Genomic DNA, 21,908 nt, shown 5'->3' with positions numbered 1-21,908 from the left:
CTTTTGCGTAGCCTCGCCAGTGGCCCACCGACCGCCGGCGAGGTCCGCGCCGCAACACCACGGAGCAAAGCCATGAGCATCCTGCTGCCCTTTCTCGCCATGTTCGCTGCCGGCCTGGCCGCGGCCTACTTCCGCACCAACCTGAAGATCTGGGTCGCAATCAGCGCCGCGGCGCTGGTGCTGGCCCTGTTCGCGCAGGCGAACGTGATCGCGACTGTGATTGCTGCCCTGCTGTTGGCCGGCGTGGCAGCGCCCCTGCTGCACACGCCCACCCGTCGGCACAAGCTGACCGCGCCCCTGCTGAAGATCTACACCCGCATGCTGCCGCAGCTCTCGGACACCGAGAAGACTGCACTGGAAGCCGGCACCGTGGGCTGGGAAGGCGAGCTGTTCTCAGGCCTGCCTCAGTGGAGACATTTGCTGGCCCAACCCAAGCCCGAGCTAAGCGCTGAGGAACAGGCCTTCATCAACGGACCCTGCGAAGAGGTCTGCAAGATGAACAACGACTGGGAAGTCAGCCACGAGCGCGCTGACCTTGCGCCGAACGTGTGGGAGTACCTCAAGAAGAACCGCTTCTTCGGCATGATCATCCCGCGAGAGTACGGCGGCCTCGGCTTCTCGGCGCTGGCGCACTCGCGGGTGCTGCAGAAGCTGAACTCGGCCTCGGCTACGCTCGGCTCGACGGTCGCCGTACCGAACTCGCTGGGCCCGGCTGAGCTGCTGCTGCACTACGGCACCGACGAGCAGAAGAACCACTACCTGCCGCGGCTAGCCGACGGCCGCGAGATCCCCTGCTTCGCGCTGACTGGCCCGTCCGCCGGCTCGGATGCCACCTCCCTGCCCGACTACGGCATCGTCTGCGAGGGTGAGTGGGAGGGCGTCAAGGTGGTCGGCGTCAAACTCACTTTCGACAAGCGCTACATCACCCTCGCACCGGTCGCCTCGGTGGTTGGCTTGGCCTTCCGCCTGCACGATCCCAACGGGCTGCTCAGCGATGTCAGTGACCGCGGCATCACTCTGGCACTGATCCCGCGCAACACTCCGGGGCTGGAAATCGGTCGCCGCCATTTCCCGCTGAACGTGCCGTTCCAGAACGGCCCGGTGCGCGGCAAGGACGTGTTCCTGCCGCTGTCGGCGCTGATCGGTGGCGAGGCGATGATCGGCGAAGGTTGGCGGATGCTGGTCGAGTGTCTGTCGGTGGGCCGCGCGATCTCGCTGCCCTCCGCCGGCACCGCGGGAGTCAAGATGTCGGCCCTGGTCACCGGCGCCTACGCGCGCATCCGCAAGCAGTTCGGCCTGCCGATCGGCCGCTTCGAAGGCGTCGAGGAAGCGCTGGCGCGGATTGCCGGCCACACCTATGCAATCAGCGCGCTGTCGGAGGCGACCGCGGCTGCAGTCGACCGCGGTGAGAAGCCGTCCGTGCCGTCGGCAATCGCCAAGTACCACGCCACCGAGACCTATCGCGACGTCATCAAGGACGCGATGGACGTACACGGCGGCAAGGGCATCATCCTTGGCCCACGCAACTACCTCGGCCGCGCTTGGCAGGGTTCGCCGATTTCGATCACGGTTGAGGGCGCCAACATCCTCACCCGCAGCATGATGATCTTCGGCCAGGGCGCAATCCGCTGCCATCCGTGGGTGTTGAAGGAAATGCAGGCCGCCCAGCATCCGGACCCGGCCACGCGGCTGAAGGAGTTCGATCGCAGCCTGTTCGGCCATATCGGCTTCGCGATCTCCAACGCAGCGCGCAGCCTGATATTGGGCCTGACCGGCGCGCGCATCGGCATGGTGCCGGGCGACCACTACACCCGCCGCTTCTACCGCCGGATGAATCGCTACTCGGCCAATCTGGCCCTGGTCGCCGACACCTCGATGCTCACCCTGGGTGGCAAGCTGAAGTTCAAGGAAAGCCTGTCGGGACGCCTTGGCGACGTGCTCAGCCTGCTCTACATCGGCTCGGCGATCCTGAAGCGCTACGAAGACCGCGACCGTCCGGCCGGCGACCAGCCGCTGCTGGCCTGGGCGATGTTCGACCTGAACCACCGCATGGAGCTCGCGCTGTCGGGCGCTCTGCGCAACTTCCCGATCCGCCCGGTCGGCTGGCTGCTGTGGCTGCTCGTGTTTCCGTGGGGACGCCGCGCGCAGGCGCCGTCGGATCGCCTTGGCCATCGCGCCGCCAGCCTGCTGATGACGCCTTCGGACACCCGTGACCGTCTGTGCGAAGGCGTGTTCACCACGCCATGCGAGAACAACCCGGCAGGTCGGGTGAATGCGGCGCTGCCGCGAGTGATCGCCGCCGAGCCGGTCGAGCGCAAGCTGATCAAGGCCATCAAGGCCGGCGAGATCACCGCTCTGGACGCCGACGAGCAACTTCAGGAGGCACGCTTGAAGGGCGTGCTGAGCACCGAAGAGGTCAACCTGCTGAAGGAAGTCCGCGTGCTGATCGAAGACGTGATCGGCGTCGACGACTTCGACCCCGCGGATCTTGAGTCCGCCGCGCTGGCGCGACGCACCGCCCGCGAGCTGGGCCAGGCGGCCTGATCGCAAGTACATGCGACCGATTCGACTCGCAGCACGCCCGCCTTCGCGCGGGCGTGCTGCGTTTTGCGGCTGATGGCCTTCACCAGCGACGCCTGAAGTAAACAAACTTCAACTGCAGGTCCGCTTATCGGAGGCTTAACGCAGGTCATGGTTTGCTGGCTGCCGGTCATGCGCAAGGAGCGCCTCATGGCACGCACACCCCGACTGATCTCGCTGCTGCGCAGCGTTGTCGAAGACGGCATCCGCGGCCCGCAGCCCGATTTGGCCTGGCTTGCGCGCGAACTGGGTGCGGTGGTGCATCTGGGTTCAGACGGCAGGTTCGATGAACAGCTCAATGGCCTGCGCGGGCGCGCCAAGCGCGGCTTCACCCGGCTGCTGATCGCCGACTCCAAGCGGCCCGCCTTCAGCGCCAGCCTGTTGATCTGGCCGCCCGGCCACATCACCCCCGTCAATTCAATGAGCGGTGACTACGGCATGGAGCTGGTGGTGCATGGCTCGCTGGAAGTGCAGGAATACGCCATCGGCGCAGAAGGCGAGCCGCCGTCACAGCGAAACATTCACTGGCTGGGCGAAAGCGATGCGCTGTGGTTCGAGCGCACCGAAAGACTCGCCCATCGCTGCCGCAACCTGTCCAGCCAGAACTGGGCCATCACCCTGCACCTGCACGGTGGCGCCCTGCCCAGCTACAAATTGTTCGAACGCGCCGAGGGTGAGAAGCGCTGGAGCGTTCGGCCGCGGATCGCTCGGGTGCATGGGCGGGTGACGATCTGAGACGCGCCTCCGGCGCGCCGGGATTCGGGATTGCACGGCACATCCTTCGGGAAGCTCCGGTTTCCGCAAGCCCAGGGATGCACATTCGAGGCGACATCCAAGCGGACGCTGTTCTGGCCCCACGCGTTGATGCACTGCGCCTCGACCTGAAGCCGACTCGCTTCTACAAACCGCCAGCCGCCCTCGCCACCGCGCGGAACAGAGCACGACCTTTGTTGAGGGTTTCTTCCCACTCTTTCTCAGGATCGGAATCGAACACGATGCCGGCGCCGGCCTGCACATGCAGGCGACCGTCCTGGATCACAGCCGTCCGTATGGCGATCGCGGTATCGGCATCGCCATGCCAGCCCAGATAGCCGACCGCACCCGAATAGATATTGCGCTTGACCGGCTCCAGCGCCTGGATGATTTCCAGCGCGCGGATTTTCGGCGCGCCGCTGACGGTTCCGGCCGGAAACGTCGCCCGCAGCACATCGCTGAAATCCAGTCCATCGGCCAGCTCACCTTCGACCTGGCTGACGATGTGCATCACGTGCGAGTAGCGCTCGATCAGGAACTGGTCCGGCACGCTGACGCTGCCAGTCCGCGAGACCCGGCCGACGTCATTGCGGCCGAGGTCGATCAGCATCAGATGCTCGGCGCGCTCCTTGGGGTCGGCCAACAGCTCGGCCTCCAGCGCGATGTCCTCGTCGTGTGTGGCGCCGCGCGGACGGGTGCCGGCGATCGGCCGCACCGTGATCCGCCCATGCTCCAGCCGCACCAGAATCTCCGGCGATGAACCCACGATCTGGGTCGCGCCAAGGTCGAGGAAATACATGTACGGGGACGGGTTCAGCGCGCGCAGGGCGCGGTAGACATCCACCGGCCGCGCGCGGAACGGGATCGACATTCGCTGCGACAGCACCACCTGGAAGATGTCGCCGGCGCGGATGTAGTCCTTGCACTGCTCGGCGGCGGCGATGAAGCCTTCCTTTGTAAAGCCGGAAATGAAGTCCGATTCCGACACCGTCGATGGATCCAGCACCTCCGGATAGCTCGGCGCGCCCATACGCAGACGGTGTGTCAGCGCATCCAGCCGGCGCAGGCCACGGGCGTAGGCCTGCGGCTCGGCGGGGTCGACATGCACCAGCAGGTAGAGCTTGCCGTGCAGATTGTCGAACACCGCCACCTCTTCGCTCTGCATCAGCAGCACGTCGGGAGTGCCGAGCATGTCGGGCTTGTCGGCGGCGGCGAAGCGCGGCTCGATGTAGGCGATGGTTTCGAAACCGAAGTAACCGACCAGTCCGCCGGTGAATGCCGGCAGGCCGGGCAGCTGCGGCACCTTGAAGCTCGCGCGCAGGGCTTCGATCTCGGCCAGCGGGTCGGCCAGCTCGCGCGTTTCGACCAGGGCCCCGCAGTCTTCGATCGACAGGGTGTGGCCGCGCAGGCTGTACACCCGCTTGGCCGGCAGACCGATGATCGAGTAGCGCGCCCAGGTCTCGCCGCCCTGCACCGACTCGAACAGATAGGCGTAGGGCCCGTCGGCCAGCTTCAGATACACCGACAGCGGCGTGTCGAGGTCGGACAGCAGCTCGCGCACCAGTGGGATACGGTTGTAGCCCTCGGCGGCGAGGGCGTCGAATTCAGCGGCAGAGATCACTGGGCAAGCCGACTACGGTGGGGTGGCGGAGTATGCCAGCCGCTCGCGCGACGGGCGGTGGGTGGCAGGGGTTGGGGCTGGATTCGACTTGGCTGGCGCCGGGATTCGGGATTCGGGATTCGGGATTCGGGATTCGGGATTCAGAGCCGGCCAGGGTCGGGCGGCTCGCTATGTGCGGTCCATGGCATCCAAGGGCCTCGCTCGGAAGCCCGCGCGCCCAGGCGGCGCCCAGGCGACACCTAGCCCGCAACCTAGATCCCGCGGCTCAACGCGAGGGGTTCATGCCGCCAATGTAGCGATCGACAAGTCCCAATCCGGACTCTCCAACCTCGCACCTACCCCACCAACCCCTCAGACTTGATCCGCCGGATCTCATCGCGAATCTTGCCGGCCTCTTCGAACTCCAGATCCTTGGCGTGCTTGTACATCAGGTTCTCGAGCTTTTTCAGGACGGCGCCGAGCTGATCCGGGTTCATCTGCCGGTAGTCGTCGCGCTGCTCGGCCACCCGGCGCTCACTGGCGGCCACACGGCCGCGGCCTTTCTTGGCCTCCGGCTCGCTGCGTGCGCCTTCCATCACATCGTTGATGCGGGAAACAATCGTCTGCGGGGTGATGCCGTGCGCTTCGTTGTAGGTGACCTGGCGCTCGCGGCGGCGGGTGGTTTCGCCGATCGCCTGCTCCATCGAGCCGGTGATGCGGTCGGCGTAGAGAATCGCCTTGCCGCGCACATTGCGGGCGGCGCGGCCGATAGTCTGGATCAGCGATGAGGTCGAGCGCAGAAAGCCTTCCTTGTCGGCATCGAGGATCGCCACCAGCGAGACCTCGGGCATGTCCAGGCCCTCGCGCAGCAGGTTGATGCCGACCAGTACGTCGAATACGCCCAGGCGCAGGTCGCGGATGATCTCCATGCGCTCGACGGTGTCGACGTCCGAATGCAGGTAGCGCACCTTCACCCCGTGCTCGCCAAGGTACTCGGTGAGGTTCTCGGCCATGCGTTTGGTCAGGGTGGTGACCAGTACGCGGTCGCCCCAGCCGGTGCGCTCGGTGATCTCCGACAGCAGGTCATCGACCTGGGTGCGGACCGGGCGGATCTCGACCTCGGGATCGACCAGGCCGGTCGGACGCACCACCAGCTCGGCGATCTGGCCGGCGGATTTCTCCAGCTCGTACTTGGCCGGCGTGGCCGACACGAAGATGCTGCGCGGCGCGCGGCGCTCCCATTCCTCAAATTTCAGCGGCCGATTGTCGAGCGCACTCGGCAGGCGGAAGCCGTACTCAACGAGGGTCTCCTTGCGCGAACGGTCGCCCTTGTACATGCCGCCAATCTGCGGAACCGTCACATGCGATTCGTCAACCACCAGCAGCGCGTCCGGCGGCAGGTAGTCGAACAGGCAGGGCGGCGCCTCGCCCGGCATGCGTCCGGTCAGATGCCGCGAGTAGTTCTCGATGCCCTGGCAGAAACCAATCTCGGCCATCATCTCGACGTCGAACTGGGTGCGCTGCTGCAGGCGCTGCGCCTCAAGCAGGCGGTTGTTGGCGTAGAACCACTCCAGCCGGTCCTTGGCCTCGATCTTGATGGCGTCGATCGCCTCCAGCACGGTGCGGCGGGTGGTGACGTAGTGGGTCTTCGGGTAGATCGTGTAGCGCGGCACGCGCTGCTGGATCTCGCCGGTCAGCGGGTCGAACACCGAGATCTGCTCGATCTCACCATCGAACAGCTCGATCCGCACCGCCTCGCTGTCGCTTTCGGCAGGGTGCACATCAATGACTTCACCGCGCACGCGGTAGGTGCCGCGCCGCAGGTCGAACTCGTTGCGGCTGTACTGCAGCTCGGTCAGGCGACGGATCAGCTCGCGCTGGTCGATGCGCTCACCGCGCACCATGTGCAGCACCATCTGGAAGTATTCGTTGGGGTCGCCCAGGCCGTAGATCGCCGACACCGAGGCGACGATCAGCGCGTCGCGCCGCTCCAGCAGGGCCTTGGTGGCCGACAGCCGCATCTGTTCGATGTGCTCGTTGATCGCGCTGTCCTTCTCGATGAAGGTGTCGCTGGATACGACATAGGCCTCGGGCTGGTAGTAGTCGTAGTAGCTGACGAAGTACTCGACTGCGTTGTGCGGGAAGAACTGCTTGAACTCACCGTAGAGTTGGGCCGCCAGCGTCTTGTTCGGTGCCAGCACCAGGGTTGGCTTCTGGATCTGCGCGACCACGTTGGCGATGGTGTAGGTCTTGCCCGAGCCGGTCACGCCGAGCAGGGTCTGATGCGCGAGCCCGGCCTCGAAGCCCTCGACCAGTTGGGCAATCGCCTGTGGCTGATCGCCAGCGGGTTGATAGGGCGAGATCAGCTCGAACGGGATATTGGCGGCAGCGGGACGTTCCATCCGGCAAGTATAGGGATGGGGCTGCGCCGGGCGGGTGAGGGCTTACTGAGTGGCCCGAAGATTGGCGAGTGCCGTCGACGGCCGCTGCCAAGCACGGCGGCATCACGCAGCCCTTATCTGCGGCCGGACTGAGAAATCTCTTACCCCAATCCACGCGGTGCTCCGATTTCCGCCGCCTGCGTCGAACAGGACACTGACCGGGTCGAGTGCGGCCGTCGCCGCCGACCTACGGAGTCTCCCGATATGCGTATTTTTTTGAACTATCCCTCGTGCAGGGGATTCACCCTGATCGAGCTGATGATGGTAGTGGCTGTGACGGCCGTACTCCTCGGGCTGGCAGTTCCCAGCTTCAACGCCCTGATGGAACGTCAGCGGCTGGTGGCCACCCAGAATCACTTGATGGCCGGCTTCCATTACGCGCGCAGCCTGGCGGTAAGCACGCACGCCCAGGCAGTGATTTGTCCGAGCAGCGACGGGCTGAACTGTCAGACCGGTGGCGTCTGGGACAGCGGCTGGATGATCTACGTCGACCGCAACCGCAATGGTCGGCGCGATGCCGACGAAGCACCGCAGCGAGTCGAACGCCAGCCCAGCGGCCTGCGCGTACGCAGCAGCGCTTCGCGCCCGCAGGCGGTGTTCCGCCCCAACGGCGGCAGCGGCGCCAGCAACCTGACCCTGCGCCTGTGCAGCGAAAGCGGACAGGCGCTGGGAACCCTGGTGCTGAACAATAGCGGGCGCCTGCGCAAGACCGTCGCAGCAGACGCTAGCGGCCGCTGCACCTGATTTCGCACGCGGGCTTGACCGCGGCGAAAGACTGATTACAATGCGCGGCTCTGTTCCCGAGTAGCTCAGCCGGTTAGAGCATCTGACTGTTAATCAGAGGGTCGCCCGTTCGAGTCGGGCCTCGGGAGCCATCTACCGGAAGGGCTGCAGCGCAAGCTGCGGCCCTTTTTGTTTGTTGGCTTGAAGCTGCAGCGCAAGCTGCGGCCACCCGATACTCCTGTTTGCCCGCGCGACGCCTGCGGGCGTTTGTCGCACCTCCAGCGTGGACCCGCCGAATCATGATCGCCTTCCGCAATCTCGCCCTGCGCCGCGGTGAACGTCTGCTGGTGTCTGGCCTGGACATGGCCCTGCACGCCGGCTGGCGAGTCGGTGTGATCGGCCGCAACGGCTGCGGCAAATCGACCTTGTTCGCCGCGATCGGGGGCGAACTTGAACCGGACGCCGGCGACATCCAGCGCCCGGGCGGTCTGCGCATGGCGGCAGTCGCGCAGGAGACACCGTCCCTGCCCGACCCGGCAATCGAATTCGTGCTCGGCGGCGATCGCGAAGTGCACGCCGCGCTGACCGCCGCAGCGCAGGCCGAAGCGGCCGGTGATCACGAAGCCGCCGCCACCGCCCACCAGCGCATCGAAGACCTGGCCGGCTATGACGCCCGCGCCCGCGCCGGCCGCCTGCTGCATGGCCTGGGCTTTCCGGCTGATACGCATGAGCGCCCGGTCGCCAGCTTCTCGGGCGGCTGGCGGGTGCGGCTGAATCTGGCGCGGACCCTGATGACGCCGGCCGAACTACTGCTGCTGGACGAACCGACCAACCACCTCGATCTCGATGCCGTGCTGTGGCTGGAGGAATGGCTGAAGCGCTTCGAGGGCACTGTGCTGGTGATCTCGCATGACCGTGAGTTCCTCGACGGCATCGCCACCCACACCCTGCACCTGCACGGCGGCGCCGGCCGCCTGTACAGCGGCGACTACTCCAGCTTCGAGCGCCAGCGCGCCGAGCATCTGCGCCAGCAACAGATTGCGCATGTGCGTGAACAAGCCGAGCGCGCGCGCCTGCAGGCATTCGTCGACCGATTCAAAGCCAAGGCCAGCAAGGCCAAGCAGGCGCAGTCGCGCATGAAGCGACTGGAAAAGCTGGCCGGCACCGAGGCGGTGCGCGCCGAACGCGGCTTCGAGTTCGACTTCCCGCAGCCGACCAAGCTGCCCACGCCGCTGCTGCGGCTGGATCAGGTCGAAGCCGGCTACGGCACCACCACCATCCTCAGCGGCGTGAAGTTCAGCATGGAGCCGGGCGACCGGATCGGCATGCTCGGCCGCAACGGCGCCGGCAAATCGACCCTGGTGAAAACGCTGGCGGCCGAGATCGCGCCGCTGCGCGGTGAGCGCATCGCCCACCTCGATCTCAATATCGGCTATTTCAGCCAGCACACGGTCGAACAACTGCACGCCGGGCACAGCCCGATGCAGCATCTGGCCGAGATCGCGCCGAGAGTGGGTGAGTCGGTGCTGCGGACCTATCTCGGTGGTTGGAACTTTGCCGGAGAGCGGGTGTTCGAGCCGGTGGACGGTTTCTCGGGCGGCGAACGCGCGCGGCTCGCCCTGGCCCTGATCGCCTACACCAAGCCGAACCTGCTGCTGCTCGACGAACCGACCAATCACCTCGACCTCGACATGCGCGAGGCACTGGCCGATGCGCTGGCCGAATACCCCGGTGCACTGGTGCTGGTCTCGCACGACCGTCATCTGCTCGGCCTGGTCTGCGACAGCTATTGGCGCGTTGCCGACGGCGTGGTCGCGCCCTTCGACGGCGACCTTGATGACTACGCGGCCTGGCTGCGCAAGGGCGTCTCCAACATCAGCGTCAGCAGCATCGGAGTCGCCGCACCGAACGGCGAATCCCGCGCCGATCGGCGCCGCAGCGCGGCCGAACAGCGCGAACGCGAGCGTCCGCTGCGCAACCGGTTGAAGACGGTCGAGACCAAACTGGAAAGGGTCAGCAAGGAATTGGTCGCGCTCGACCTGCGCTTGGCCGATCCCAGCCTGTACGCCAGCGACAAGGCCGAAGTCGCCAGACTCGTGCAGACCCAGGGCAGCCTGCGCGCCGAGCGTGAGTCGCTGGAAGAAGAATGGCTGGGCCTGCATGAGCAGCTTGAGGCCTGACGCGAGCGCGCTTGCAGGCGCAATCTGACCAATGGACGCCGCGCACTGCAGCGATTTCGCCGACGGAGGCCGCCGCGCAGTCACCAGCGTGGTCACTGCATGAGTTCCGACCTCTCAACCCGCTTGAAACCCGCATCGCCGCACCCCCACCTGCCCCATCGCACTGACCATCCCATCGGAGCCACCCATGCCCATCTACGGATTCGAATGCAGCGCCTGCGGCCACAGCTTCGAGCGGCTGCAGAAACTTGCCGACGCCGATCCCACCGTCTGCCCCGCCTGTGGAGCCGAACAGGTGCGCCGCCAGATCAGCGCCCCGAGCTTCCGTCTGGCCGGCGGTGGCTGGTACGAAACCGATTTCAAAAAGGACGGCGACAAGAAGCGCAACCTGGCTGAAGGCGGTGGCGCCAATGCCGGCGGAGGCGAAGGCGCAGCACCCGCCAAGCCGGCTGAAACCAGCAGCCCTGCGGCAGCACCCGCCAGCACGCCGACACCCGGCTCCAGCAGCACCAGCAGCTGAAGCACGACCACTCGACGACGGCACCGCCGGCCGGCGTAAACTCGCAGCGCCGACGCAGCCGCGCGGCAATCAACCCGAGCTGGAGAGCGCGATGTCGAAGGGACTGGACAAGAAGAAAGAGACCAAGAAGCAGCCGCTGAAAACGCCGAAAGAAAAGAAAGCCGAGAAGGCTGCCAAGAAGGCGAAGTAAGGCTGCTCCAGCCACTCGCGCCGGTGACGGACGCGAGGCTGGGCGACGCAAGCGGCGGGCAGGCTGCAGGCCTGAGCCCGCCGCTGCTTTAGGGGTACGGGCACCAGCTCCTGGCGCATCGCCCGGAAGCCGACGCCGTCCCGGGCCGATGACCCACGGCGCGATCTTTGTTAGGGTCGAGCGCATGAATACGACCTCGACGCGACACCCGCTGCTCACCCTGCCCCTCGCCCTGCTGCTGGGCGCCTGCGGCAGCGAGACTGCTCCCACGCCAGCGGCGCCCACACCCACCCCCGCACCGGCGGCACCGGTCACCGAGGCGCCATCGACGCCAAGCGTCGACAGCAGCGCCGAGACCGCGCCGCAGTCCGCGTTTCTGGATGCGCTGCGTCAGCACTGTGGTCAGGCCTTTGCTGGCCAGATCGTCGCCAACACTCCGGCCGAACCCAATGATCCTTTCGAAGGCAAGGCGCTGGTGATGCATGTGCGCGAATGCAGCGACGACGCGATCAAGGTGCCCTTCCACGTCGGCGACGATCACTCGCGCACCTGGATCATCACCCGCACCGACAGCGGTCTCCGGCTGAAACACGATCATCGCCATGCAGACGGCAGCGAAGACGCCATGACCCAGTACGGCGGCGATACCGCCGATGCCGGCACTGCGCTACGCCAGGAGTTTCCGGTCGACCCCTCCAGCATCGCGCTGTTCGAGGCACAGGGCCGTGCCGTGTCGACCACCAATACCTGGGCGATCGAGATCGAACCCGGCAAACGCTATCTGTACGAACTGTCGCGCCCGGGCGGGCGCCTGTTCCAGGTCGAGTTCGATCTGAGCGCGCCAGTCGCCAACCCGCCGGCCCCCTGGGGCCATCCGGCGCTGCCGGGTGACGCAGGCGCGCCCTCCAGCTGAAAGCACAGTGCACGCGAAGCTGTTTGGCGGATGAGGCCCGGATGCAGCCCCGACCTATCACGCATGAGCTGCCCGTCAGTGGCCTGGCGGCTCATCTGAGTCGCACGAACGAGGTTCGGATCTCCGGTCACGGTGACAGCCTGCTCCCAGCTGGGGAGCAGGCATACCGCAACAGTCGTCCTGCTCCACCGCGACACGGGACGAGGCCGCGGGGTTTTCACGCAGGCCGCTGGGCGAGCATCAACACGCCCGCGACCGGCTGGTCCTGCTCCAGCCGAATCTCCACCCGTTGCTCGATGATCTCGCTGAAACCGCAGACCTCAAGCTGCTGCCGCACCTGCTCGGGAGAGTGGCGATAGCGGCCGGTCTCAGGCGGCAGTTCGGTCGAGCGCCCTGCGCTGAGCTCGATCGAGAACGCGAATGCGCCGCCCGCAGGCAGCCGCTCGAACGCCGCGACGAATATCGGGGCCAGATCGGCGATGTACACAAACACATCGGCGGCGACGATCAGTTCCCACTGCCGGTCTGAATCGCTGAGGAACTGCAGAACCTCGGCCTCGTCCAGCCGTGTGTAAAGTCCCTTGGCGCGCGCCGCTTCCAGCATCCGCGGCGACAGGTCGATGCCGTCGATGCAGCGGCCGTTCGCGGCCAATTCGACTGCCATCAAGCCGGTGCCGCAGCCGAGGTCGAGCACCGTTGTAAAACCCTCGCCGACCCGTTCGCGAATGAATTCGGCCAGCCGCCGCGGAGTGGCATAGGCCAGCTGGTCCACCAGGGTCCGCTCGAAGCGGTCGGCGAAGCCGTCAAACAGGCGTCGGATGAAGTCGCTCTCCACCTCAACGGGCAGTTGCCCGGTGGTCGCCGCGTGGAAATGGGCGATCACGGCGTCCTGCGGGTCACGGCTGCGGGCCTCTGCGAAGGCCTGCCGCGCGGCATCGAGCTCACCCGACTTGATGCGGGCGCGGCCGAGCCATGACCAGATCTGGGCGTCGTCGCGATCCTGCTCCAGCAGCGCCTCGATGCGATTCGCGGCCTGTGCAGCATCACCGGCCTGCAGCAGGCTGATGGCGTACTCCAGCGCCAGTTCGCGGTCGGCGGGCACCAGCTGCAGCGCACGCGCTCGGCTCGCAAGCGCTGACGCGACCTCACCCAGCGCGGCCTGAGCGTTGCCCAGACCACGCCAGGCTTCGAGCCAATCCGGCTGCACCTCCACCAAGCGCTGGAACGCCGGCAAGGCCTCACGCGAACGGCCAAGGCGCTGCAGGCATTGCGCGCGATGCAGGCCCAGCACACTGTTGCCTGGTTCGATTCGAAGGCCCGTCTCGAAGGCCGCGAGCGCGCCGGCCGAATTTTCGGCGGCCAGCGCGGCCAAGCCCGACGCATTCCACGCGGAAACCCGCCCCGGCGCCAACTCGCAGGCGTGTCGGGCAAGTTCAAGTGCTTCATCGACGCGGCCGCTGCGGCGCAGGGCCAGTGAGAGGTTTACCGCCAGATCCGGATCGTTCGGCGCCTGCTGCTGCAGCGGCTGCAGGATCGCGACGGCCTCCGCAAAGCGCGACTGCTGCAGGAGCAAGACCGCCAACAGCGGCTGCGCCGCGGCCTCGGCGCTGGCAATGCAGGCCCGGTAAGCCGCTTCGGCTTCGGCCGCCCGGCCGCCGCGGTGCAGCGCAAGCGCAGCGTCTAGTTGAGGACTGGGCATCCGGTGCTATCCACAGGGTCGATGCAGGGCGCGGAATCCTAGCAGCCTGCCGGGCTTTGCTTGTCCGAGCCGCCTAGCCGCCTTCGCGGTCCACAATCCAGCGATCCATGGCCGAGCGCCCACTGGAGCCTGCGAATCGTCGCAAAAGCTGTGCTAGCGCAATCGAGGATCGCCTCGACCCCCGAAGCCCGAACGGTTGCTCGCAGTTGCGCGACGATCAGCGCGGTGAGCAGCAGCTTCTTCAGCAGTTGAATCACTGCAGGGCTCCGGGCGTCGGCGCAGCTGAGCGGACCGAAGCGCATCGTCGTGAGGGGCAGCGCCATGCCCTGCAGGTTTGAACGGCCGCCGTTTGCGGCATGCCCTGCAGGTGCAAACGACCGCCGTTTGCGGCCCGACCGGGCGCGCCCTACCCTATGCGACCTCTCGGGCCACGCGCAGCCTTGCGCGTCGCCCGAATGCCCGAATCCTTCCCCTGTATTGGTGGCGTAACGCGCCACCCGGAGTCTGCATGCGCACTCATTTCTGTGGTCTCGTCGACGAGAGCCTGCTCGGCCAGACCGTCACCCTGTGTGGCTGGACCGATGTCGCCCGCAATCTTGGCGGCGTCTGCTTCATCGATCTGCGTGATCACGAAGGCGTGGTGCAGGTGGTGGTCGAGCCCGACCAGGCCGCACTGTTCGAGATCGCGGCCAGCCTCGGCTATGAGGATGTCCTCCAGGTGGTCGGCACCGTGCGCGCGCGTCACAGCGTCAACGAGCGGATCCGCAGCGGCCGCGTCGAGATCGTCGCCAGCTCGATCGAGCGGCTCAACAAGGCCGGCAAGCTGCCGTTCTACGGGCATGAGAATCCGGGTGAGGATTCGCGCCTGAAGTACCGCCACCTCGACCTGCGCCGCCCGGAGATGCAACGGATGATGCGCACCCGCATCAAGCTGGTGCAGTCGCTGCGGCGGCATCTGGATGCCGCCGGCTTCCAGGACATCGAAACGCCGATCCTGACCAAGGCCACGCCGGAAGGCGCGCGCGACTATCTGGTGCCCTCGCGCGTGCACCCGGGTCAGTTCTTCGCCCTGCCGCAGTCGCCACAGCTGTTCAAGCAGCTGCTGATGGTGGCCGGCTTCGACCGCTACTACCAGATCGCGCGCTGCTTCCGCGATGAAGACCTGCGCGCCGACCGCCAACCCGAGTTCACCCAGCTCGACATGGAGTTCGCCTTCGTGCGCGAGCGCGATGTGCAGGACTTCGTCGAGGACATGATCCGCCGCGTGCTGCGCGAGGTTGACGGAATCGAGCTGGCCGAATCGTTCCCGCGCATCACCTACGCCGAGGCCATGCGCCGCTACGGCTCGGACAAGCCCGACCTGCGCATCGATCTGGAGCTGATCGACATCGCTGAGGCCGTGCGCGGCTGCGAGTTCAAGGTATTCGCCGAGTGGGCCGAGCACGCTGACGGCCGCGTGGTCGCCCTGCGCGCTCCACAGGCGCAGCTGTCGCGCAAGCAGATCGACGACTACGCCGCCTTCGTCGCCCGCTACGGCGCCAAGGGCCTGGCCTGGATGCGCGTCGACGATCTCGCGAAGGGCCGCGAGGGCATCAACTCGCCGATCGCGAAGTTCCTGTCCGACGAAGCCATCGCTGCGATCCTGCAGCTCACGAATGCCCAGACCGGCGACCTGCTGTTCTTCGGCGCCGGCACCTACAAGACGGTCAGCGACTTCATGGGCGCGCTGCGCCTCAAGCTCGGCCGCGATCTGGGCCGGGTCGAGAACGCATGGAGACCGCTGTGGGTCACCGACTTCCCGATGTTCGAATGGGACGAAGACGGCGGCCGTTACGTCGCCCTGCACCACCCTTTCACCGCGCCGGCGGTGGACGACATCGCCGACCTGCGCGCCAACGCCAGGATCGCGGTCAGCCGCGGCTACGACATGGTGCTGAACGGCAACGAGATCGGCGGCGGCTCGATCCGTATCCATCGCACCGACATGCAGGCGGCAGTGTTCGAGCTGCTGGGCATCGAGGCCGAAGAAGCCCAGATCAAGTTCGGCTTTCTGCTGGAGGCGCTGAACCACGGCGCGCCGCCGCATGGCGGTATCGCGTTCGGCATCGACCGCATCGCCGCGTTGATCGCCGGCACCGAGTCGATCCGCGACGTGATCGCGTTCCCCAAGACCGCCAGCGCGCAGTGCCTGCTGACCGCCGCGCCGTCGGCGATCCCGGCGGCGCAGTTGAAGGAACTGCACGTCAAGGTCGACCTGCCGCAGCGCTGACATGAGCCGCGTATTGCTACTGCACGGCCTGTGGCTGCGTGGCTTCACGCTTGCCCCGCTGCGCGCCCGTCTGCGTGCAGCGAGCCTGCAGGCGCACAGCCTTGACTACGCCAGCGTGCTGTCGTCGCCGCGCGAGCAGATCGTCCGGCTGGAACGCGCGATTCGCGCCCTGCCCGGTGACGGCCCGGTGCATCTGCTCGGCCACAGCCTCGGCGGGCTGCTCTCGATCGAGTGCGCGCGCGCGTATCCGGAACTGCCGATCGGCCGCATTCTCTGTCTCGGCTCGCCGCTGACCGGCAGCAGCACCGCAGCTGGCGTGGCTGCGCGCGGGCCGCTTGGCCGGGTGCTGGGCAAGTCGGTGCATCTGCTGCGACAGGGTGCACTGCCGCTGCCCGAAGGCTTCCAGATCGGCATGATCGCCGGCACCCTGCAGCTGGGTTTCGGCCGCTGGTTCACGCGCTTCGAGGGGCCGCATGACGGCACCGTCAGCGTCGCTGAAACCCGTGCCGAGGGGCTGGCTGATCATCTGCAGCTGCGGGTCAGCCACACCGGCCTGATCTACTCGCGCGAGGTGGCGCGGCAGGCGGCACAGTTTCTCCTGCACGGGCGGTTCGATCGCAGGTCGGATGGCCCTTCGTAGCAGCGCTTGCCGCTGCCGCGAAGCGCGCTCAATCACCGCGAACCGGGGTTACTCGGAACCAGCGCCGCCCGGATCAACGATTGACCAGTGCCATGCCTTCGGGCGGATAGCGCCCGCCGCTGATCGCTATGGCATCCAGTTCCGCACGCATGCGCGCCGCCAATTCGGCCGGCAGGGCGAGGTGCGCCGCGGCAAGGTTCTCCTCCAGCCGCGCGATCGAGCGTGTGCCCGGAATTGGCACGATGTCCCGGCCTTGGTGCAGCAGCCAGGCCAAGGCCAGCTGGGCCGGCGTGCAGTCGATCTCGACCGCCCAGCCGCGCAACCTTTCCACCAGCGCCTGATTGGCCGCCGCGTGCTTGGCCTGGAAGCGCGGATGCGCGCGGCGTCGGTCATCCGCATCAAGTTGCTCGGCGCTGGCGATCGCGCCGGTGAGAAATCCGCGCCCGAGCGGGCTGTAAGGCACAAAGCCGATGCCGAGCTCGCGGCAGGCCGGCAGCACTTCGGCCTCGACATCGCGCGACCACAGCGAGTACTCGGTCTGCAGGACGGCGATCGGCGCCACTTTCGAAGCTCGACGCAGGGTTTCCGCGCTGGCCTCTGACAGCCCCAGATGCCGCACCTTGCCGGCCTCGACCAGGCGCTGCATCGCGCCGACGGTCTCCTCGATTGGCACGCCGGGATCAACGCGGTGCTGGTAGTACAGATCAATGCAGTCCACGCCCAGCCGCGCCAGGCTGGCCTCGCAGGCCACGTAGACGTATTCGGGGCGGCCGCAGATGCCGACCACGCGGCCATCGGGCGCGCGCACGTTGCCGAACTTGGTCGCCAGCACGACCTCGTCGCGGCGCGTCTTCAACACCTCGGCAAGCAAGCGCTCGTTCGCACCGCAGCCATACATGTCGGCGCTGTCGATGAAGTTGACGCCGAGGTCGAGCACGCGATGCAGCACGGCGAGATTGCTGGCGCGATCGGACGGCCCGTAGAAGTCGGACATGCCCATCGCGCCGAAGCCAAGCGCGGTGACTTCGAGGCTTTCGGCGAGGCGGCGGCGGGGAAGCGGGGTGGTCGACATTGCGGACTCCGGGGATGCGCGGAATGCAACGATGCGCGGCGCGTCGGGAAACGACCAGTGCGGAAGGCTGGGCAGCGACTGCGCGTCGATATACTGGCCGCCGTTCACGCAGTAGAGATCGCCAGTGCTGGCCTTCCGCCAATTCGCAGCATCATCGAGCTTCGCCCTATCTCGTTTCCGCGAAGCCGTTGTCCCAGACGCTCTGGATGCTTGCCGCCCGCCTTCGCGGGCACGATGGGTCAAACGTGCCTGGATCGCTGGTTTGTTTCTGAGCCTCTCAGGCCTGCAGGCTCAAGCACTGGATGCGCGAGGGCTCAATCTTGCGAGGGTTCCGGCCCCGCCAATCGTCGCCCCGGCCCACATCGGGGAAATCGAATTGCACTGGGAATGCGCACAGTTGATCACCACGCCTCGCGTGCCTCCCGGATGGGAAGTCGAGCTGCGCTACGCAGAGGACGAAGGTTCGCTCAGGGTGCACCACATCGCGGATGTGGTCGAACTCGCGGATTTCGTGCCGATTCCGTTGCATGCCCTGCCCTCGATGCAGATCCAAGCCACCGCTGATTGCTTCGACTACAGCTTGAGCATCTCGGAGGGCGTTGAAGGCTCAGCCGTCTTTGGAGGCGGAGCATGGACGCGACGGGCTGCCTCGTCCAAATGGGAGCGCGCGGAGATGATCGAGTGACCCGCATCCTCGGCATCGACCCCGGCTCGGTCCGCACCGGCGTGGGCATCGTCGACGCCGATGCGATCGGCCGCTGCGTGCATGTGCACCACGAGGCCCTGCATATCGGCCTGGAGACCGAGTTTCCGAAGCGCCTGCGCGGCATTCTTGATGGCCTGTGGGGGCTGATTGATCGCTTCGCGCCGGATGAGGTCGCGATCGAGCGGGTGTTTCTGTCGCGCAATCCGGATTCAGCGCTGAAGCTTGGCCAAGCGCGCGGTGCGGCGATCTGCGCGGTGGTGGCGCGCGACATCGGCGTGCACGAGTACTCGCCGATGCAGATCAAGGCCGCCGTGGTCGGCCGCGGCGCCGCCGACAAGACCCAGGTCCAGCATATGGTCGGCATTCTGCTCAGCCTGGACGGCAAGCTGCAGGCCGATTCGGCCGATGCGCTGGCCGTGGCCATCACCCACGCACACACGCGCACCCTCGCCGAACGTACCGGCGTGGCGGCGTCCCAGCTCATTCGACGTCGAGGCAGCAGACGATGATCGGCCGACTTCGCGGCACCCTGATCCACAAAGCCCCGCCACAGATCGTGATCGACGTGCACGGCGTCGGCTACGAACTGGAGGCGCCGATGAGCACCTTCTACGATCTGCCGGAGCTGGGCCGCGAGGTCAGTCTGTTCACCCATTACGCGCAGAAGGAAGATTCGGTCTCGCTGTACGGGTTCCTGAAAGACGCCGAGCGCCGCCTGTTCCGCGACCTGCAGAAGGTCACCGGCATCGGCGCGAAAATCGCGCTGGCGGTGCTGTCGGGCGTGTCAGTCGACGAGTTCGCCCGCCTGCTGCAGGCGGGCGATGTCACCGCGTTGACCCGCATCCCCGGCATCGGCAAGAAGACCGCCGAACGCATGCTGGTGGAACTGCGCGACAAGGCTGCGGGCTTTGGCGGCAGCGGCGTCAACTTCGTTCCAACGAGCGGCGCCCCGGTGCCGGCGGACCCCTTGAGCGAAGCGATCGTCGCCCTGCAGCAGCTAGGCTACAAAGGCGTGGAAGCCCAGCGCATGGCCGAGAAGGCGCGCGAGGAAGGCGATACGGCGGAGGCGATCATTCGCAAGGCGCTGAAGTCGGCGTTGAGGACTTGAGGGCTGCGATCCGGGAGTGGGGATTCGGGATTCGTTTCCGGCGCAACTGCCGCTGTGGCGGGAGGAGCGCGGAGGCTTCGCACTGCTTTGGCGGGGTGAGCGGTTTCTTGAGCTTGTGCGGCAGCCGGAGCTGCAATGTGAGCCCCTCTCCCACGGGGAGAGGGGCTAAAGCAAAAAGCCTCGCGCTGTCGGCCGCCGCCGCGAGTCCGTCACGCACCGCTCCGTAGTTCCCCCCAACCCCGTAAACTGCCGCGCTGCGTACACGTCCTCAGCCTGCACCCCGCCGGCCGCGAATCCCCAATCCCGAATCCCGGCTCCAAAGCAGTGACCGAAAGAATTGTCTCCCCCGAGGAATCCCTCGACGAAGCCCGGCTTGAGGCTTCGATTCGCCCGCGCGTGCTCGATGACTATCTCGGGCAGCTGCCGGTGCGGGAGCAGATGAAGATCTACATCGAGGCGGCGAAGAAGCGCGGCGAGGCGATGGATCATGTGCTGATCTTCGGTCCGCCGGGCTTGGGCAAGACCACGCTCAGCCACGTGATCGCCAACGAGCTCGGGGTGAGCCTGCGCCAGACCTCGGGCCCGGTGATCGAGCGCGCCGGTGACCTCGCCGCGCTGCTGACCAACCTGCAGCCGCACGATGTGCTGTTTATCGACGAGATCCACCGGCTGTCGCCGGTGGTCGAGGAGATCCTCTATCCAGCGATGGAGGACTACCAGATCGACATCATGATCGGCGAAGGCCCGGCCGCGCGTTCTATCAAGCTCGACCTGCCGCCCTTCACCCTGATCGGCGCGACCACGCGCGCGGGCCTGCTGACCAGCCCGCTGCGCGACCGCTTCGGCATCGTGCAGCGGCTGGAGTTCTATTCGCCGGAAGAACTCACGGCGATCGTGCGGCGCTCGGCGCGCATCATGAACATCCAGTGCGCGCCCGAGGGCGCGGCCGAGATCGCGCGCAGATCGCGCGGCACGCCGCGCATCGCCAACCGCCTGCTGCGCCGCGCCCGCGATTTCGCCCAGGTCCGCGCCGAAGGCGTGATCACGCTGGAGGCCGCGCACGCGGCGATGTTGATGGTCAAGGTCGATGCCGAGGGCTTCGACGAACTCGACCGCCGGCTGCTGAAGGTGATTGTGGAGAACTTCGACGGCGGGCCGGTTGGCGTCGAATCGCTCGCCGCCGCGCTGTCGGAAGATCGCGGCACCATCGAAGACGTGGTCGAACCCTATCTGATCCAGCAGGGCTATCTGGTGCGCACCGCGCGCGGACGGATGGCGACCAACCGCACCTGGAAGATGCTGGGCCTGAAACCCCAGGGCGGCCCGCCGCCCGATCTGTTCGCGGGCGAATGATGCATTCGTCCAGCAGCGGTGACATTCAACGCGAATTCAGTTGGCCGGTACGGGTTTACTGGGAAGATACCGACGCTGGCGGGGTGGTCTACCACGCCAGCTATGTGCGATTCCTGGAGCGCGGCCGCAGCGAGTGGCTGCGCGCACTGGGCATCCACCAGCAGGCGCTGTCGCGTGACCGCGACCTGCTGTTCGCGATCCGCTCGATGCAGCTCGATTTCCTGCGCGCGGCCCGGCTCGACGACGAGCTGAACGTGCGCACCTCGCTGACCGAGCGGCGCGGCGCCAGCCTGGTGTTCGCACAGGGCATCTGGCGCGGCGAGGAACTGGTACTGCGCGCCGAAGTCCGGGCTGTGTGCATCACCGCCACGAGTTTCAAGCCGCGGCCGCTGCCCGACGACCTGCTGCACACCGTAGAAATCCATTCACTGTTCAACGCTTCGGAGTAAGCGCGCGATGTCCAACGACCTGAACATACTCGAGCTGATCCTCGAAGCCAGCCTGCCGGTGCAGGCGGTGATGCTGCTGCTGCTGATCGCCTCGATTTCGTCCTGGGCGATCATCCTGATCAAGAAGCGCGTGCTCGACCGCGCCGCCAAGGGCGCCGACGAGTTCGAGGAGCGGTTCTGGTCGGGCGCCGACATGAGCGTGCTGTTCCGCGAGATCAACGGCCAGGACGGCCGCTCCTCGGGCCTGGAGTCGATCTTCGAAGCCGGCTTCCGCGAATTCGCGCGGATGCGTTCGAAGAAGGGCATGGACAACCGCACCCAGCTGGAAGGTGCGCAGCGGGCGATGCGGACCGCGCTGTCGCGTGAGATCGATGGCCTCGAACACAACCTCGAATACCTGGCCAATGTCGGCTCGATCTCGCCCTACGTGGGCCTGCTCGGCACCGTGTGGGGCATCATGATCAGCTTTGCCAGCCTCGCCAATGTCAAGGAGGCCACGATTGCCACTGTGGCGCCCGGTATCTCCGAGGCGCTGATCGCCACCGCCATGGGCCTGTTCGCGGCGATTCCCGCGGTATGGGCGTACAACCGCTACGCCACACGGGTCGAGCGCATCCACACCCGCTACGAAACCTTCGCCGAGGAGTTCTCCTCGATCCTGCAGCGCCACGCCCACATCGACGACTGATCCCCGGTCGCCGCAGGAGAGCCG

19 protein-coding genes and 1 tRNA gene are annotated in these 21,908 nt (G+C 66.7%); 15 read left to right on the top strand and 5 right to left on the bottom strand.

The features are described 5' to 3' along the window. Positions 1 to 72: 72 nt before the first annotated feature. Positions 73 to 2,544 carry an acyl-CoA dehydrogenase gene (locus tag ACIQ7H_RS04080; RefSeq protein WP_395788659.1) on the top strand — a complete coding sequence of 824 codons (2,472 nt, stop codon included), beginning with the start codon at positions 73 to 75 and terminating at the stop codon, positions 2,542 to 2,544. 186 nt (positions 2,545 to 2,730) lie between these two features. Then, the gene (locus tag ACIQ7H_RS04075) at positions 2,731 to 3,315 is read left to right on the top strand and encodes a hypothetical protein (protein ID WP_395788657.1); all 585 of its coding nucleotides are present in this window, start codon (positions 2,731 to 2,733) and stop codon (positions 3,313 to 3,315) included. Positions 3,316 to 3,478: 163 nt separating this feature from the next. Here the strand turns inward: ACIQ7H_RS04075 and trpE are convergent, their stop codons facing one another. Next, positions 3,479 to 4,954: an anthranilate synthase component I gene (trpE, locus tag ACIQ7H_RS04070; RefSeq protein WP_395788655.1), complete on the bottom strand. Its 1,476-nt coding sequence runs from the start codon at positions 4,952 to 4,954 to the stop codon at positions 3,479 to 3,481. Positions 4,955 to 5,289: 335 nt separating this feature from the next. After that, complete coding sequence (gene uvrB / locus ACIQ7H_RS04065) at positions 5,290 to 7,335, bottom strand: excinuclease ABC subunit UvrB (protein WP_395788653.1); 2,046 nt, start codon at positions 7,333 to 7,335, stop codon at positions 5,290 to 5,292. A 243-nt stretch (positions 7,336 to 7,578) separates the two neighbouring features. Here uvrB and ACIQ7H_RS04060 point away from each other — a divergent pair, with 243 nt between their 5' ends. The 5 genes from ACIQ7H_RS04060 to ACIQ7H_RS04040 all read left to right on the top strand — a co-directional run bounded on the left by ACIQ7H_RS04060 (position 7,579) and on the right by ACIQ7H_RS04040 (position 11,900). After that, positions 7,579 to 8,118: a GspH/FimT family pseudopilin gene (locus ACIQ7H_RS04060; protein WP_395788651.1), complete on the top strand. Its 540-nt coding sequence runs from the start codon at positions 7,579 to 7,581 to the stop codon at positions 8,116 to 8,118. Positions 8,119 to 8,172: 54 nt separating this feature from the next. Continuing rightward, a tRNA-Asn gene (locus tag ACIQ7H_RS04055) sits at positions 8,173 to 8,249 on the top strand. A 147-nt stretch (positions 8,250 to 8,396) separates the two neighbouring features. Continuing rightward, entirely contained in the window at positions 8,397 to 10,277 is a 1,881-nt protein-coding gene (locus ACIQ7H_RS04050; RefSeq protein WP_395788649.1) for an ABC-F family ATP-binding cassette domain-containing protein, read from the top strand. A 187-nt stretch (positions 10,278 to 10,464) separates the two neighbouring features. Beyond that, the gene (locus tag ACIQ7H_RS04045) at positions 10,465 to 10,797 is read left to right on the top strand and encodes an FmdB family zinc ribbon protein (RefSeq protein ID WP_395788647.1); all 333 of its coding nucleotides are present in this window, start codon (positions 10,465 to 10,467) and stop codon (positions 10,795 to 10,797) included. 374 nt (positions 10,798 to 11,171) lie between these two features. After that, complete coding sequence (locus ACIQ7H_RS04040; protein ID WP_395788645.1) at positions 11,172 to 11,900, top strand: hypothetical protein; 729 nt, start codon at positions 11,172 to 11,174, stop codon at positions 11,898 to 11,900. Positions 11,901 to 12,117: 217 nt separating this feature from the next. On the opposite strand, the gene ACIQ7H_RS04035 is transcribed toward ACIQ7H_RS04040, so the two are convergent. Further along, positions 12,118 to 13,599 (bottom strand): tetratricopeptide repeat protein, encoded by a 1,482-nt coding sequence (locus ACIQ7H_RS04035; protein WP_395788643.1) that lies wholly within the window; start codon positions 13,597 to 13,599, stop codon positions 12,118 to 12,120. A gap of 38 nt (positions 13,600 to 13,637) precedes the next feature. Continuing rightward, positions 13,638 to 13,856 carry a hypothetical protein gene (locus tag ACIQ7H_RS04030; protein WP_395788641.1) on the bottom strand — a complete coding sequence of 73 codons (219 nt, stop codon included), beginning with the start codon at positions 13,854 to 13,856 and terminating at the stop codon, positions 13,638 to 13,640. A gap of 251 nt (positions 13,857 to 14,107) precedes the next feature. Here ACIQ7H_RS04030 and aspS point away from each other — a divergent pair, with 251 nt between their 5' ends. Both aspS and ACIQ7H_RS04020 read left to right on the top strand, forming a co-directional pair. Beyond that, positions 14,108 to 15,868 (top strand): aspartate--tRNA ligase, encoded by a 1,761-nt coding sequence (aspS, locus tag ACIQ7H_RS04025; RefSeq protein ID WP_395788639.1) that lies wholly within the window; start codon positions 14,108 to 14,110, stop codon positions 15,866 to 15,868. Position 15,869: 1 nt separating this feature from the next. Next, positions 15,870 to 16,508 (top strand): alpha/beta fold hydrolase, encoded by a 639-nt coding sequence (locus ACIQ7H_RS04020; protein WP_395788637.1) that lies wholly within the window; start codon positions 15,870 to 15,872, stop codon positions 16,506 to 16,508. A gap of 73 nt (positions 16,509 to 16,581) precedes the next feature. Here the strand turns inward: ACIQ7H_RS04020 and ACIQ7H_RS04015 are convergent, their stop codons facing one another. Then, complete coding sequence (locus tag ACIQ7H_RS04015; RefSeq protein ID WP_395788635.1) at positions 16,582 to 17,580, bottom strand: aldo/keto reductase; 999 nt, start codon at positions 17,578 to 17,580, stop codon at positions 16,582 to 16,584. Positions 17,581 to 17,704: 124 nt separating this feature from the next. Here ACIQ7H_RS04015 and ACIQ7H_RS04010 point away from each other — a divergent pair, with 124 nt between their 5' ends. The 6 genes from ACIQ7H_RS04010 (at position 17,705) to tolQ (ending at position 21,884) form a co-directional block, all read left to right on the top strand. After that, positions 17,705 to 18,265, top strand: a complete 561-nt coding sequence (locus tag ACIQ7H_RS04010) for a hypothetical protein (RefSeq protein WP_395788632.1) — start codon at positions 17,705 to 17,707, stop codon at positions 18,263 to 18,265. Then, a complete protein-coding gene (gene ruvC / locus ACIQ7H_RS04005; RefSeq protein WP_395788630.1) occupies positions 18,262 to 18,795 on the top strand; it encodes a crossover junction endodeoxyribonuclease RuvC in 534 nt (177 codons plus the stop codon). Before ACIQ7H_RS04010 ends, ruvC begins: the two co-directional genes overlap by 4 nt. Next, positions 18,792 to 19,394: a Holliday junction branch migration protein RuvA gene (ruvA, locus tag ACIQ7H_RS04000; protein ID WP_395788628.1), complete on the top strand. Its 603-nt coding sequence runs from the start codon at positions 18,792 to 18,794 to the stop codon at positions 19,392 to 19,394. The genes ruvC and ruvA overlap by 4 nt, the downstream gene beginning before the upstream one ends. Positions 19,395 to 19,718: 324 nt before the next feature. Further along, the gene (gene ruvB, locus ACIQ7H_RS03995) at positions 19,719 to 20,747 is read left to right on the top strand and encodes a Holliday junction branch migration DNA helicase RuvB (protein WP_395788626.1); all 1,029 of its coding nucleotides are present in this window, start codon (positions 19,719 to 19,721) and stop codon (positions 20,745 to 20,747) included. Then, positions 20,744 to 21,196 (top strand): tol-pal system-associated acyl-CoA thioesterase, encoded by a 453-nt coding sequence (gene ybgC, locus ACIQ7H_RS03990; RefSeq protein WP_395788624.1) that lies wholly within the window; start codon positions 20,744 to 20,746, stop codon positions 21,194 to 21,196. The genes ruvB and ybgC overlap by 4 nt, the downstream gene beginning before the upstream one ends. Before the next feature lie 7 nt (positions 21,197 to 21,203). Beyond that, positions 21,204 to 21,884, top strand: a complete 681-nt coding sequence (gene tolQ, locus ACIQ7H_RS03985; RefSeq protein WP_395788622.1) for a protein TolQ — start codon at positions 21,204 to 21,206, stop codon at positions 21,882 to 21,884. The last annotated feature ends 24 nt before the right edge of the window (positions 21,885 to 21,908 follow it).

It is taken from the genome of Aquimonas sp. (genome assembly GCF_044377145.1).
Classification (GTDB): Bacteria; Pseudomonadota; Gammaproteobacteria; order Xanthomonadales; family Xanthomonadaceae; genus Aquimonas.
Note: the sequence above shows the minus strand (reverse complement) of the source record. Positions and strands in the feature narration are given on the sequence as shown.